11 protein-coding genes are annotated in these 14,218 nt (G+C 64.4%); 6 read left to right on the plus strand and 5 right to left on the minus strand.

The genetic code is table 11. The annotated features are described in order from the left end of the window. Positions 1-46: 46 nt before the first annotated feature. Complete coding sequence (locus ACWHY3_RS02375) at positions 47-511, plus strand: META domain-containing protein (RefSeq protein WP_303854138.1); 465 nt, start codon at positions 47-49, stop codon at positions 509-511. A gap of 99 nt (positions 512-610) precedes the next feature. Next, positions 611-1,135 carry a GNAT family N-acetyltransferase gene (locus tag ACWHY3_RS02380; protein ID WP_303854139.1) on the plus strand — a complete coding sequence of 175 codons (525 nt, stop codon included), beginning with the start codon at positions 611-613 and terminating at the stop codon, positions 1,133-1,135. Here ACWHY3_RS02380 and ACWHY3_RS02385 read toward each other — a convergent pair whose 3' ends face one another. Beyond that, positions 1,136-1,582, minus strand: a complete 447-nt coding sequence (locus ACWHY3_RS02385; RefSeq protein ID WP_303854141.1) for a hypothetical protein — start codon at positions 1,580-1,582, stop codon at positions 1,136-1,138. A 131-nt stretch (positions 1,583-1,713) separates the two neighbouring features. Between ACWHY3_RS02385 and ACWHY3_RS02390 the strand changes: the two genes are divergently transcribed. Beyond that, entirely contained in the window at positions 1,714-2,454 is a 741-nt protein-coding gene (locus ACWHY3_RS02390; RefSeq protein ID WP_332779079.1) for a TSUP family transporter, read from the plus strand. A 16-nt stretch (positions 2,455-2,470) separates the two neighbouring features. Here the strand turns inward: ACWHY3_RS02390 and ACWHY3_RS02395 are convergent, their stop codons facing one another. Next, positions 2,471-3,406, minus strand: a complete 936-nt coding sequence (locus ACWHY3_RS02395; RefSeq protein WP_332779078.1) for an AraC family transcriptional regulator — start codon at positions 3,404-3,406, stop codon at positions 2,471-2,473. Between the two features lie 196 nt (positions 3,407-3,602). On the opposite strand from ACWHY3_RS02395, the gene ACWHY3_RS02400 reads away from it, so the two are divergent. Further along, positions 3,603-4,673, plus strand: a complete 1,071-nt coding sequence (locus ACWHY3_RS02400) for an NAD(P)-dependent alcohol dehydrogenase (RefSeq protein ID WP_448127490.1) — start codon at positions 3,603-3,605, stop codon at positions 4,671-4,673. A gap of 338 nt (positions 4,674-5,011) precedes the next feature. Here ACWHY3_RS02400 and ACWHY3_RS02405 read toward each other — a convergent pair whose 3' ends face one another. Beyond that, positions 5,012-5,824 (minus strand): acyl-CoA thioesterase domain-containing protein, encoded by an 813-nt coding sequence (locus ACWHY3_RS02405; protein WP_332779076.1) that lies wholly within the window; start codon positions 5,822-5,824, stop codon positions 5,012-5,014. A gap of 115 nt (positions 5,825-5,939) precedes the next feature. Here ACWHY3_RS02405 and tadA point away from each other — a divergent pair, with 115 nt between their 5' ends. Beyond that, positions 5,940-6,425 (plus strand): tRNA adenosine(34) deaminase TadA, encoded by a 486-nt coding sequence (gene tadA / locus ACWHY3_RS02410; protein ID WP_332779114.1) that lies wholly within the window; start codon positions 5,940-5,942, stop codon positions 6,423-6,425. On the opposite strand, the gene ACWHY3_RS02415 is transcribed toward tadA, so the two are convergent. Then, complete coding sequence (locus ACWHY3_RS02415; RefSeq protein WP_332779075.1) at positions 6,389-8,422, minus strand: sensor domain-containing diguanylate cyclase; 2,034 nt, start codon at positions 8,420-8,422, stop codon at positions 6,389-6,391. The genes tadA and ACWHY3_RS02415 overlap by 37 nt on opposite strands. A 76-nt stretch (positions 8,423-8,498) precedes the next feature. Next, positions 8,499-9,947 (minus strand): membrane-bound lytic murein transglycosylase MltF, encoded by a 1,449-nt coding sequence (gene mltF, locus ACWHY3_RS02420; protein WP_332779074.1) that lies wholly within the window; start codon positions 9,945-9,947, stop codon positions 8,499-8,501. Between the two features lie 276 nt (positions 9,948-10,223). On the opposite strand from mltF, the gene purL reads away from it, so the two are divergent. Then, positions 10,224-14,162, plus strand: a complete 3,939-nt coding sequence (gene purL / locus ACWHY3_RS02425) for a phosphoribosylformylglycinamidine synthase (RefSeq protein ID WP_448127491.1) — start codon at positions 10,224-10,226, stop codon at positions 14,160-14,162. Positions 14,163-14,218: the final 56 nt, after the last annotated feature.

Below are 14,218 nucleotides of genomic sequence, written 5' to 3' on the forward strand. Positions count from 1 at the left end.
TGATCGGGACGCGCTTTCCGTGCGTTCTTTTGAAGAGGACATCATCGTGCTATCACGCCTTAAACCCCTGCTCGCCGTCTCGGTGACTGTCGCTGTCGCCATGATCGTATCGGGCTGTGCCACGAGCAGTAATACCGTCGACGACACGCAGACTGCCAACGAAGCCCTGGTCGGCACCTACTGGAAGCTGATGACGCTGGATGGCCAACCGGTGGCCGTGGCGGACAACCAGCGTGAGGCGCATCTGATTCTCGGGGAGGACGGGCGCGTTTCCGGTTCGACCGGCTGCAACCGGTTGATGGGCAGCTACCGGCTTGAGGGCGATACGCTGACCTTCTCCCGGCTCGCTTCGACCCGGATGGCGTGCCCGGGGGACATGGCGATGCTCGAACAGGCGTGGTTGGCGGCGCTTGCCGAGACGGCGCACTATTCGATCGCGGGCCAGTCACTGGAGCTGCAGAACGCTGACGATCGAGCGCTGGCCGAGTTCAAGGCCAACGCGCTGTATTAGACTGCGCGCCTAGACTATGCGCCAGGCTCTCGGCCTGACGATTTCTGACCTGATGATTTCCGAGCTGACGACACCTGACCTGATCATGAGTACCGAACCTTGACCCTGATCGACTGCGAGTTCGGCCCGCACGGTGAAGCCGTGCTGGCGATTTTCAACGACGCCATTCTCAACACCACGGCACTCTACGAATACCAGCCACGCACCAAGGCGTTCGTCGAGAACTGGTTCCAGGCCAAGCACGATGGCAATTTCCCGGTGATCGGCATGCTCGACGACGAGAGTGGGCGGCTGATGGGCTTTGCCAGCTATGGCCCGTTTCGCCCCCATGCCGCCTACCGCTACAGCGTCGAGCACTCGGTCTACGTGGATCGCGACTTTCGTCAGCGCGGCGTGGCCCGGCAATTGATGACGGCGCTGATCGAGCGCGCCGAGGCGCAGCAGTATCACTCCCTGATCGGCGGTATCGACGCTTCCAACGCGCCGAGTATCGCGCTGCATGAACAGCTGGGCTTCGTCCACGCGGGGACCGTGCGCCAGGCGGCCTACAAGTTCGATCGCTGGCTCGACCTGGCGTTCTATCAACGGGTGTTGGCGACGCCGACCAACCCTGGCGTGGATTGATCAGGGCGTCTCGCCGCGCTGACTCGGTTGCGCTCTGACGGCGCTGCCGGTCTCGCCGTTGTCGTTGATGACGTCTGTCGGTGTGCTGGGCAGGGCATCGGAGCCGATTGCCAGCCTGTCGGCGTCGGCCATGTAGACTTCCTGGCTGCTGCGCAGGAACAGACAGAGTTCGCGGCCGGCCTCTCCGTTCATATCGTTCTGTGGCCCGTCTTTCTGTGAATAGTGGCCCTGGATCAGCAATGCCGTCATGCCCGCTTCATCATCGAACAGTACGGGGTCGCCGGCTGGCGCGGCATCTGGAAATCGACTGGCGTTCTGGCACCGTTCGACGACGGCGCGGTCGTGTTCTGCCCATGCCGCAGCGCTGGAGGCGTCGGCGGCGCTGGCCAGCGTGAACAGGGCTGCAGCAAGGGCGATGGGGGGCGAGTTCGGGATCAACCAGCGCATGATAGGGCGTGCCTCGTTCCGGTGAGTCGAAGTGCCGGTGAGCGTGGCGAGCCTGTCGTATTCGCCATCGCATGATCGGCATGAATCTTTTCATGGGCCGTCTTGGCCCGTCGTTGGAGTGTAGACCTCGCATGGCGATACCCGTTGCGTTGCTGTTCCTGGCCGTCGTGTTCTCGACCTCGGTGCTGTCCGGCGTGTTCGGCATGGCTGGCGGATTGATTCTGCTGGGCTTTTTGCTGGCCTGGCTGCCGGCGGCAACGGCGATCGCGGTACATGGGGTGATCCAGCTCTCCGCCAACGCATCGCGGGCCTGGCTGTCGCGCCGATTCATCGCCTGGCGCATCGTCGGCATGATCGCCTGCGGTGTGCTGATCTCGGCGGCCTTGCTGATGCTGGTGCGCTATTCGCCCAGCGAGACGGTAGTGCTGATCGTGCTGGGGCTGATGCCGGTGATGGTGTGGATTCCCAAGCGCTGGTTCCACTTCGATGTCTCGCGGCCCGGACACGCGGTCATGTGTGGCATCGTTTCCGGCGGCCTGACCATCGCCGTCGGGGTTTCCGGCCCGACCATCGACATCGGATTCATCCGCACCCAGCTCGACCGGCGCACCGTGGTGGCCACCAAGGCGACCATCCAGGTCATCGCCCACAGCCTCAAGATTCTCTTCTACTGGCAGGCGGCTATGGCGATGGACAGCGGCGAATGGGGCTGGGTGGCGCTGGCGATCCCCTTCGCGTTTCTGGGAACGCGCACCGGCAACCTGATCCTGTCGCGGCTGACGGACGCCGGCTTTCGCTACTGGACGCGCTGGATCGTCACCGTGGTGGGCGCTTATTACCTGATTCGTGGCTTGATGGGGCTTCTGGCCTAGCCAGGCTCCCACCCGTTCAGCCCTGCGATGGGCTGACGCCGAAATAGCGCTTGTACTCGCGACTGAACTGCGACGTGCTGCGATAGCCGACATCGGCGGCGGCGCGCGCGACGTTGACGCGCTGCTGGGCCAGCAGCACCCGGGCCCGGAGTAGCCGCAGGCGCTTGAGATACTGCACCGGCGAGAGTTGGGTCACGCGCTTGAAGTGGTGGTGAAAGTGCGAGGCGCTCATGTTGGCGCGCTCGGCAAGCGCCTCCACCGTCAACGGCAGGGCGAAATGGCGATGCAGATAGCTCAGCGATTCGGCGATGCGGGCATAGTGTCCATGTTGCTGCACCAGCTGGCGCAGCGACTGGCCCTGCGGACCGTTGAGCGCGGCAAACAGGACTTCCCGTACTCGGCCTGCGCCCAGCGCGCGGCTGGCGTGTTCATCCTGCAGGCATGACGCCAGACGTTGCACCGCTTCCGCCATCGGTGCATCGAGGGCGACGGCAGCCATGGGCTCGGGAGAGCCGCGGTCGAGAGGGGGCGGCGCGGGCAGATGGTGCACCAGCTCGCTCAGCATCAACGGATCCACGCCGATGGAGAGGCCCAGTAACGGAGCGTCGGAGCGGGCGATCGTCTCGCATTCGAACGGCAACGGCATCGCCTGTACCAGATAGTTGCCGGGGCCGTAGTGAATCACCCGTTCCCCCAGGTAGCCGACCTTGTCTCCCTGCGCGATGATGAACAGCCCCGGCTCGTAGATCAGCGGCGTCCGCGAGTGGCTGCATTCCGAGGCGATCAGTTTGACGCCGTCGATGGCCGTGTCGGAGAAGCCGTCGGTGCTGGCCAGCGGCGCCAGCGTTCGGGCCAGCTGGGACGCCCAGGCGTCACGGGCGTTCGAGGGGCCGAAAGCGGGATCCCGGGATGCACGATCCTGAAGAGAGGAGGCGGGAAAGCAATCGAGCATGGCGACCTCGCGCTGGTGAAGGTGAACAAGGTCAGCGTATTGTGCATGAGCAGAGCTCGATAGGGGTAATGGCCTTGCGAGATCCGGAGGATCGAGCAGATGTTGCGCAGGAAACGGCATGGCTGCCGAGGACGTTGTGGACCACACTGTGCCCACGATCCCGTCCATTCACCCATCGTTATGGGGAGTCAGAAACATGGCACAAGCTACTGCCACACCTGCCAAGGGTTATGCCGCGCATTCCGCCACCACGCCGTTGGCGCCCTGGAACTTCGAGCGGCGTGCGCCGCGTCCGGACGATGTCTCGATCGAGATCCTCTACTGCGGCGTCTGCCACAGCGATCTCCACTTCGCCCAAGACGACTGGGGTATGGCCTCCTATCCGGTCGTGCCGGGCCACGAGATCGTGGGCCGCGTTACCGCCGTGGGTGACGAAGTCAGCCAGTACCAGGTCGGCGATCTGGTCGGCGTCGGCTGCATGGTCGACTCGTGCCGCGAGTGCAAGGCGTGCAACGCCGGCCTCGAGAACTACTGCGCCGAAGGGTTCGTGATGACCTACGGCAGCCCCGACAAGCACGACGGCACGCTGACGCAGGGCGGCTATTCCGACAAGGTCGTGGTCAGCGAGCGCTTCGTGGTGCGCATGCCCGACGGCATCGATCTTAAATCCGCCGCGCCGATCCTGTGCGCCGGCATCACCACCTATTCGCCGCTGAAGCATTACGGTGTCAAGCCGGGCGACAAGGTGGGTGTCATCGGCATGGGCGGCCTGGGTCACATGGGGGTCAAGCTCGCCAAGGCGCTGGGTGCCGAAGTCACGCTGTTCACGCGCTCCGAGTCGAAGAAAGCCGAAGCGAAGAAGCAGGGCGCCGACCATGTCGTGATCTCCACCAGTGAAGACGAGATGGGCGCGATCACCGAGACCTTCGACTTCATGCTCGACACGGTGCCGGTGCAGCACGACATCAACCCGTATCTCAACGCCTTGAAGCCGGATGGCACTCACATTCTGGTCGGTCTGCTCGAGCCGATCGATCCGGCGATTTCCGGTGCCAATCTGGTGTTCCGTCGCCGCGTGCTGGCCGGCTCGCTGATCGGCGGCATGCCGGAAACCCAGGAAGTGCTCGACTTCTGCGCCGAGAAAGGCATTACCTGCGACGTCGAGATGATCAACATCGATCAGATCAACGAAGCCTGGGAGCGGATGCAGAAGGGCGACGTGAAGTATCGCTTCGTCATCGACATGGCGTCGATCAAGGACGCCTAATAGCTACGGGCTACGGGCTACGGGCTACGGGCTACGGGCTACGGGCTACGGGCTACGGGCTACGGGCTACGGGCTACGAGCTACGAGCTACGAGCTACGAGCTACGAGCTACGAGCTACGAGCTACGAGCTACGAGCTACGAGCCTGCGCCGAGTGTGGGGCGCTGTAGAAAGCAGCTACGGGCTAAAAGCTAAAACCTGACGTCGGCTTCGGGACGCCAGAAGAGAATGCCAGCGACGTTCGTCGCTGGCATTTTTTGTACCGGAAACTTCACTCTGATTTTCGCGGCTCGCGGCTCGCGGCTCGCGGCTCGCGGCTCGCGGCTCGCGGCTCGCGGCTCAGGACTGAACCCTGACCAACCCCTCCTGCGCCGTCGACGCCACCAGGCGGCCTTCGCGATCGAAGAAGCTGCCGCGGGCGAAACCGCGGGCGCCGCCCGCCCAGGGGCTTTCCATCACGTATAGCAGCCACTCGTCGATCTTCGGGTCCTGATGGATCCACAACGCGTGGTCCAGGCTGGCGATACGCAGCCGCGGGTCGCCGAATTCCACGTCATGCGCCAGCAGCGAGGTCAGCAGCAGGTTGAAGTCCGAACTGTAGGCGAGCAGGTAGCGGTGCAGGGCCGGGTCCGACGGCATCGTGCTGCCGCCCATGCGGAACCAGATCATCCGCGAGGGCGGGCAGTCGTGGCATTCTTCCACCGTGATGAACTCGACGGGATGGCCGCGAAAGCGCTGGTGGACCGCCTTGCCCTCCGCCAGCAACGCTTCCGGCGACGGCACCGATGGCGCCTCGGGCTGGTGATGCAGGCCGTGTTCACGCCCCTGGAAGGAAGCGCTGCAGAAGAATATCGGCTTGCCTTTCTGAATCGCCGTGACCCGCCGCGTGGTGAAACTGCCGCCATCGCGAACGCGATCGACGGAATAGACGACTGGCAACTGGGCATCGCCGGGGCGCAGGAAATAGCCGTGCAGCGAATGCAAAAAGCGGTCTTCGGGGACCGTGCGGGTAGCGGCGGCAGCGGCCTGTCCCAGCGCTTGCCCGCCGAACAGCTGGGGCAGGCCCAGGTCCTGGCTCTGGCCGCGGAACAGGTTCTCTTCCAGCGCTTCCAGGCCAAGAAGCTGGATAAGGTCGTTCAGCGCTTGTGTCATTCGGGTATCCTTGATGGCGCGTCGATTAAGGCTTTTCGAACCAGATTCGTCACGAGTATATCCTGCTCGCCGACGACTCGCCGCGACGCCGGATGGGCAATACGGGACGGTCATGATACGTAGCGACGAATTCTACATGCACCGTGCGCTGGAGCAGGCGCAACGGGCGTTTGACAGTGGCGAGGTGCCGGTTGGTGCCGTGGTGGTCGATGCGGCGGGTGCGGTGATCGGCGCCGGCTACAACTGCCCGGTCGAGGGGAAGGACCCGACCGCTCATGCCGAAGTGCAGGCGCTGCGTAGCGCGGCGCTGGCATTGGAAAACTATCGGCTGGACGAGTGCTCACTCTACGTCACCCTTGAACCCTGCCTGATGTGCGCGGGCGCGATCATCCATGCCCGCATTCGCCGGGTCGTCTACGCCACCGCCGAACCCAAGGGCGGCATGGTCGAATCCCGTGCCAATCTCTTCGCGCAGCCCTGGTTCAATCACCGCGTCGAGATCGACGGGGGCGTGCTTGCCGCCCCGGCGAAGCGGCTGCTCCAGCAGTTCTTTCGGGAGCGTCGTCAGCGTGATCCGTTGCCGGGATCGTCTTCGAGCTGAGCCTGAAGGGGCGCTTCTGCCTGACCCTGTGGCGTCGACTCGGCCTGCTCGGTGAGAACGACACGATTGCGACCTTCCTGCTTCGCACGGTACAGCGAATCGTCGGCGGCCTGGAGGATCCGGTTGCGCTGTAACGGAAGCGTATTTGTGACGCTGACCCCGATGCTCAGCGTTACCGGCTCGTCGTCGGGCAGGACGAGGCCGCTGTCGATAGCCGCCAGGCGTAGTACCTCGGCGATCTCCGCGGCCGTCTTACGGTCGCAGTGGGGCAGACAGGCGACGAACTCCTCGCCACCGTAGCGAGCGAACATGCCGCCGGCATGCTCAACCGGCAGGCGGCAGTATTGGGCGATTACCTTGAGATAGCGGTCGCCTTCCAGATGGCCGAAGTGGTCGTTGACGCTCTTGAAGTGATCGAGATCGCAGATCAGCACCGCCAGTGGCAGCGGATCCGGGTAGGCGTCCATCCAGCGCAGCAGTTCGCGCCGGTTGGGCAACTGGGTCAACTCGTCGTGACTGGCGATCCATTCCACCTCCTGCTGAAGTCGCTTGCGCTCCTTGATCTCTGCTCGTAACGAGGCGTTGGCCTGGTTGGCCAGACGGTGTTGATGCGCCAGACGCCGATAGATGTAGAGCACCATATGCAGCAGATAGGCGAGCAGGATGCCGAAGATCAGGGTGATTTCCGGTAGCCTGCTCCGCATCGCCTGTAACCAGTGCAGGGAGGGCCTCACGCTGAGCGTGAGCCGGTCGGTGCCCAGGGCGACGGTCTGCTGGTATTGCCATTCGGCAAGAGCGCCCAGCGGACCGTAGTGAAAGTAGAGTTGGTTATTACCACTGAGCGTCACTGCGCGATCCTGGTTGGGCGTCTGCTCGAGCAGCGAACTGAGCAGGGTGTCGACGCTGACCACCATTCCCACCGCACCGCGCAGCGTTCCATCGACGACATCGCGCACCGGCAGGTAGCTGATGACTCCGCGCCCCCCCTGAAGGAAGTCGACGATACCGGTCTGGCCTTCGATGCCGTAGATCAGGGGCCGATCCAGAGCCTCCCTGGGCTGGGAGCTCGCCGAGTAGAGATTGGTGCCAAGCACGGACCGGTTGCCGCGTAGCGGATAGACGCGGATGACGGTGCCGTCGGGATCGATGAAGGCGATATTGCGGAAGTAGCCGAAATCGTCGTGATAGGGCTTGGCCTGCTGCTCCCACTCCGAGCGCGTGGGCACGTGTCCCAGCATGTTCCAGAAACTGGTGAAGCGTCGCATGGCCTCGAGATGTGATGCCGTTTCCGACGCCATCAAGGTCGCGATGTCGTTACCTTCGCCGGCAGTGGTCTCGTGGAGACGCAGATTGTCGGTCTGGCGCTGCTCCTGCCAGCTGATCATCGCCAGTAGCGCGATCGAGCCGCCAACCAGGAGCGGTGGCAGAATTCGCCGCCAGTAGCATCGTAGCGTCGGGAAAATCGCCAGGCATTGCGCGGCCCAGAATAGCCCCAGCGCGGCCAGCATCGGCAGCGGGATCCCGTTCAAGCTGGAGGCATATTCCGGCGGCGGTGTCAGCGAGCGATAGCCCAGCCAGGCGCCGCCCATGGCCACCAGCAGCAGAATGATCGGAGAGCCCAGTCCCAGCCGCGACAGCAGCAGCACGTTGAGGATCAATCCGAATGTCATGCACAGCGCGAGGATGGGCGGGCGGCTGTGGAAGAGCTCCCAGTGGCCCGGCAGGAGATCGAGCCAGCGTTGCCAGAGATCGACGCTGACCCAGTCCTCCGCGATCAGGAAGCTGGCGATGATCGCCAGGGTCAGGATGCCGGTAGGAATCAGCAGCCAGCGGCTGGTCCGGATCCAATGGCGATAGGCAACGAACTGACCCAGCCACAGCAAGCCAAGCAGCAGCAGAAGAATCCATCGTTGATCTGGCTCGCCACCTGGCCAGAGACCCAGCAGTAAAGCTGGAAGCGCCAGGTACAACGACAGACGGGACAACACCATCGACATAGACGTTAGAGTTCTCCACCACGGCTGCCGATGACAGCTCAACGATAATCCCATGGCAGCAGACTAGAACAACCGATCACAACAGAGGAGCGACGGTTTCCAGAGGCGTCGTTTCCCCCTCGAGTGCGCGTTCCCCTAGCAGGTTGAACTGCTGCTGGCTGCGATTGACGTACTTCAATATTTCGTAATAACGGCGAATGTTACGCACGTAAATTACCGGTTCCCCGCCACGAGCATAACCGTGGTGTACCCGAGAATACCATTCGCGATCCTGCAGCAGCGGCAGCGCTTCGCGAACGTCGGCCCAGCGGTTGGGATCGCCACCGCGCAGACGGGCGATATCCTGGGCATCGAACAGGTGTCCGAGCCCGACGTTGTAGGCGGCCAGGGCCATCCAGGTACGGTCCGGCTCGGGGATGTCTTCGCCGAGGCGCTGCTTGACCTGAAGCAGGTATCGCGCGCCACCGTCGACGCTCTGGCGAGGATCGAGTCGATCGTCGATGCCGATCTCCTTGGCGGTGGGGCGTGTCAGCATCATCAGACCGCGAACGCCGGTCGGTGACTCGGCGTCGGCTTCCCAGTGCGACTCCTGGAACCCCAGCGCCGCCAGCAGGCGCCAATCGAAACCGGTCTCGCGCGCGGCCTCCTTGAAGTAGGGGAGAAAACTCGGCAGGCGGGTGCCGATGTGATGGATGAAAAGCCGTGCGGCGACGTACTCGAGGTAATCGTCATGGCCGAAGTACCGTCCGATGAGCTCGTCCAGCCCGCCATTGCGCCGCTGTGTCTGGAGAAAGTCGTTGGCGGCGCTGAGAAGGTCGATCGGCTGATCTGCCGAAAAGGCCCAGGCCAGGCTCATGGGTTTGCCCAGCGCAAAGCCGCGCTCGACGTTGGGGAAGAACAGGCGATTGAGCTTGAACTGGTGGGTATAGACGACGGCGGCATCGAGGTCGTCGCGCTCGACCATTTCCATCAGGTCGGCAATGGTCAATCCGTCCGCTTCGCGCCAGCCGAGCCCCGGCAGATTCTGCTGCTGCGTGTGCAGCGCCTCGGCGTTGCCGGAGTTGGCAATGACGCCGATACGCAGCCCCACGAGATCGTCCAGCGTGCGCACCGGCGGCAGGCCGCGGCGATAGACCACCAGCGGCTGCAACGTCAGGATCGGCTTGCTGTAGCGAATGCCCGGTCGGCTCAGATCCAGAGACAGGGCGGCGGCGCCCATGTCCGCCTTGCCGCTGCGCACGTCGTCGAGGACATCGTCGATACGGATATTGCTGTCGACCGCCAGACTGACGCCCAGCGATTGCGCGAAACGCCGCACCAGTTCGTATTCGAATCCGGTCGGCCCATGTCCACCGTTATAGAAGGTGATGGGGCCGTTGCGAGTCGCGACCTGCAGGAAATCGCGCTTGCGAATCGGATCGAGCCCGTCACTGTAGCGCAGCGCAAACTGAGCGGGGCAGAGAAGCGTCGCCAGCGTCAGCAGCACTGTCAGCGCGAGTCGCAGACGTGTCAGGAGCTTGGACATGCAATGGGATCGGTGACAGCGTGACGGCACACCATAGCCGGCCGCCGTCTCTCTGTCATCCATTCGCTATCGCGCCACGCACCCCGAAACGCGGGCATCACGCGTCGATCGTGGTGGTATCTTCCCGACCGGATTCACGGCTCGCGACCGAGACCCGCGTGTTGACTTAGCGAGCGCCGCCGCTTTCCAGTATCATGTCGCCCTGATCCCGGCATCGCTGCCCCGTCTCGCTGAAGACCAACGCGATCCTCGACCGTCCTGGAGGCTTTCCACGCCATGCTCGAATTGCAAGGCGCTCCCGCGCTATCTGCATTCCGTCACGCCAAACTGCTCGCCGATCTTCGCGCTGTCGTTCCCGAAGTCGAGTCTCTCAACGCGCACTACGTCCACTTCGTCGATCATCATGACGAGCTCGGTGAGCAGGCTCGCCAAGTGCTGGATCGGCTGCTGGACTATGGAATCCAGCACTCCGAAAGCCGTGACGCCGACCAGAATACGCCCGCCGACGGCCATCTGTTTCTGGTCGTCCCCCGCATCGGCACGATCTCTCCCTGGTCCTCCAAGGCCACGGATATCGCCCACAACTGCGGGCTGGATCAGGTCGCGCGCATCGAGCGGGGTATCGCCTACCGTGTGACGTTGAAGAGCGCGCCCAGCGCAGAGGCCTACGAGGCCATGGTCGCGCGCCTGCATGACCGCATGGTCGAGACCGTGCTGTTCGACTCGAGCGACGCGGCCAAGCTGTTCTCGCACCACCAGCCGACGCCGCTGGCGACGGTGGACGTGCTTGACGGTGGCCGGCCGGCGCTGGCCAGCGCCAACGCCGAGCTGGGACTGGCACTCGCCGACGACGAGATCGACTATCTGGTCGAGGCCTTCCGGGCGCTGGGGCGCAACCCGACCGACGTCGAGCTGATGATGTTTGCCCAGGCCAACTCCGAACACTGCCGCCACAAGATCTTCAACGCCGATTGGGTGATCGACGGCGAATCCCAGACCCACTCGCTGTTCAAGATGATCAAGAACACCTTCGAGCAGTCCAGCGACAAGGTGCTCTCGGCCTACAGCGACAACGCGGCGATCATCGAAGGGCCGACGGCCGGGCGGTTCTTCCCCGCGCCGGACAGCCAGGTCTATGGCGCAACCCGGGAACCGATCCACATCCTGATGAAGGTGGAAACCCACAACCATCCGACTGCGATCGCTCCGCATCCGGGCGCGGCCACCGGCGCTGGCGGCGAGATTCGCGACGAAGGTGCGACGGGGCGCGGTGGCAAGCCCAAGGCGGGACTCACCGGCTTCACCGTTTCCAACCTGCGCATCCCCGAGTTCGTCCAGCCGTGGGAAGCCTTCGACTACGGCAAGCCGGAGCGGATCCAGTCGGCGCTCGACATCATGCTCGAAGGGCCGATCGGCGGCGCGGCATTCAATAACGAATTCGGCCGGCCCAACCTCAACGGCTTCTTCCGCACCTTCGAACTCGACGCGGTCGGTGCCGGCGGCATCGAGCGCCGGGGTTACCACAAGCCGGTGATGCTGGCCGGCGGCTACGGCAACGTCCGTGACGGCCACGTGCTCAAGGGCGAGATTCCGGTCGGCGCCAAGCTGATCGTGATGGGCGGCCCGGCGATGTTGATCGGCCTGGGCGGCGGCGCCGCGTCGTCGATGGCCTCCGGTACCTCCAGCGAAGATCTCGATTTCGCCTCGGTGCAGCGCGATAACCCGGAAATCGAACGCCGGGCCCAGGAAGTGATCGACCGCTGCTGGGCCCTTGGTGACGATAACCCCATCGCCTTCATCCATGACGTGGGTGCCGGCGGCCTCTCCAATGCCTTGCCGGAGCTGGTCAAGGACGGCGGGCGCGGCGGCCTGTTCGATCTGCGCGCGGTGCCCAACGTCGAACCGGGCATGAGCCCGCTGGAAATCTGGTGCAACGAAGCGCAGGAGCGTTACGTGCTGGCGGTCACGCCGGAACAGCTCGACACCTTCGATGCGCTGTGTGCCCGCGAACGCTGCCCCTACGCCGTGGTCGGCGAAGCGACCGAAGCGCACCATCTCGCCGTGCGCGACGGCCATTTCGAGGCCGATCCCGTCGATCTGCCGATGAGCGTGCTGTTCGGCAAGCCGCCCAAGATGCAGCGCAGTTTCGAGCGCCACACGCTCAACCTGCCGGGTCTGGGGCTCGACAACCTCGACCTGCGCGAAGCGCTGGACCGCGTGCTGCGGCTGCCCACGGTGGCGTCCAAGAGCTTTTTGATCACCATCGGCGACCGTTCGATTACCGGCATGGTCGCTCGCGACCAGATGGTCGGCCCCTGGCAGGTGCCGGTGGCGGACTGCGCGGTGACCACCTCGAGCTACGACACTCACGTCGGCGAGGCGATGGCGATGGGCGAGCGCCCGCCGGTCGCGCTGATCGATCCGGCGGCCAGCGCGCGCCTGGCCGTGGCCGAGGCGATCACCAACCTGGCGGCGGCACCGATCGAAAAGCTCTCCGACATCAAACTCTCCGCCAACTGGATGAGCGCTGCCGATCATGTCGGCGAGAACCAGGCGCTGTTCGATGCCGTTCACGCCGTCGGCATGGAACTCTGTCCGGCGCTGGGCATTGCCGTGCCGGTGGGCAAGGATTCGATGTCCATGCGCACCGCGTGGCAGACGGAAGAGGGCGAGAAGAGCATCACCGCGCCGCTGACGCTGAACATCACCGGCTTCGCCCCGGTCACCGATGCCCTGCGCACGCTGACGCCGCAGCTGCGTCTCGACCAGGACGAGAGCGATCTGATCCTGATCGATCTCGGTCGCGGCCAGAACCGTCTCGGTGGCTCGGCGCTGGCTCAGGTCTATGGTCAGGTCGGCAACGTATGCCCGGACCTGGACGAAGCCGAGGATCTGGCGGCGTTTTTCAGCGTCATTCAGGGACTCAACGCCGACGGCAAGCTGCTCGCCTATCACGACCGCAGTGACGGCGGCCTGATCGTGACGCTGCTGGAGATGGCCTTCGCCGGCCGTGGCGGGCTCGAGATTAAGCTCGACTGGCTGACCGACGACGCCGTCGGCGCGGTCGATGCGCTGTTCGCCGAGGAGCTGGGCGCGGTCATTCAGGTCAACCGTCAGGACACCGAGTTCGTGCTGGCGCAGTTCGCCGCCGCCGGGCTCGAAACCTGTGGCGTCATCGCCCGGCCGCGTTACGACGATCAGGTCCGCGTGACGCTGTTCGAAGAGCCGCTGCTGGAAACCACCCGCGCCATGACCCAGCGTACCTGGTCCGAGACCAGCTACCGGATGCAGGCGCTGCGCGACAACCCCGAGGCCGCCAAGAGCGAGTTCGACGGCCTGCTCAACCTGCGCGATCCGGGGCTGTCGGCCAGTCCGACCTTCGATGTCGACGACGACATCGCTGCGCCTCTGATTCAGAAAAGCAGAGTCCAGACCGGTGTGCGCCCGCGCGTGGCTATCCTGCGCGAGCAGGGCGTCAATGGCCATATGGAAATGGCGGCGGCCTTCGACCATGCCGGCTTCGAGGCGGTTGACGTGCACATGAGCGACATCCTCGCCGGTCGTGTCACCCTCGACGACATGAAAGGCTTGGTCGGCTGCGGCGGCTTCTCCTACGGCGACGTGCTCGGTGCCGGCGGCGGCTGGGCCAAGTCGGCGCTCTTCAACGGTCGCGCTCGCGATCAGTTCGCGGCCTTCTTCGAACGTGAAGACACCTTCGGCCTCGGCGTCTGCAACGGCTGCCAGATGTTCTCTCAGCTCAAGGAACTGATCCCCGGCGCCGAGCGCTGGCCGCGTTTCGTGCGCAACGGCTCCGAACAGTTCGAGGCCCGCGTGTCGATGGTCCAGGTCGAGGAGAGCCCGTCGATTCTGCTCGCCGGCATGGCCGGCTCGACCTTGCCGATCGCCGTCGCCCATGGCGAAGGTCAGGCGCTGTTCGAAGACAGCGGCCACCTGCGCAGCATGCAGACCAGCGGCCAGATCGCGATGCGCTACATCGACAACGAAGGCCAGGTCACCACGCGTTATCCGGCCAACCCCAACGGCTCGCCCGCCGGCATTACCGGCCTGACCACGCCGAATGGTCGCGTCACGATCATGATGCCGCACCCGGAGCGCGTCGCTCGCGCGGTGACCAACTCCTGGCGTCCGTCGGAGTGGACGCAGGACGGCGCGTGGATGCGGATGTTCCGCAATGCTCGCGTCTGGGTTGGTTGATGTAGGGGATTGACGCCAGCGCCACGTCGTGGTGTGACGACGAAAACCGGTTTGCC

The sequence above is a fragment of the Salinicola sp. NYA28a genome, from assembly GCF_976982775.1.

Coding starts and splice junctions, on each gene's coding strand:
- ACWHY3_RS02395 (WP_332779078.1), bottom strand. CDS start 3,406: ATGCTCGATTGCTTTCCCGCCTCCTCTCTTCAGGATCGTGCATCCCGG.
- mltF (WP_332779074.1), bottom strand. CDS start 9,947: ATGTCCAAGCTCCTGACACGTCTGCGACTCGCGCTGACAGTGCTGCTG.
- purL (WP_448127491.1), top strand. CDS start 10,224: ATGCTCGAATTGCAAGGCGCTCCCGCGCTATCTGCATTCCGTCACGCC.
- ACWHY3_RS02385 (WP_303854141.1), bottom strand. CDS start 1,582: ATGCGCTGGTTGATCCCGAACTCGCCCCCCATCGCCCTTGCTGCAGCC.
- ACWHY3_RS02390 (WP_332779079.1), top strand. CDS start 1,714: ATGGCGATACCCGTTGCGTTGCTGTTCCTGGCCGTCGTGTTCTCGACC.
- ACWHY3_RS02400 (WP_448127490.1), top strand. CDS start 3,603: ATGGCACAAGCTACTGCCACACCTGCCAAGGGTTATGCCGCGCATTCC.
- ACWHY3_RS02415 (WP_332779075.1), bottom strand. CDS start 8,422: ATGTCGATGGTGTTGTCCCGTCTGTCGTTGTACCTGGCGCTTCCAGCT.
- ACWHY3_RS02405 (WP_332779076.1), bottom strand. CDS start 5,824: ATGACACAAGCGCTGAACGACCTTATCCAGCTTCTTGGCCTGGAAGCG.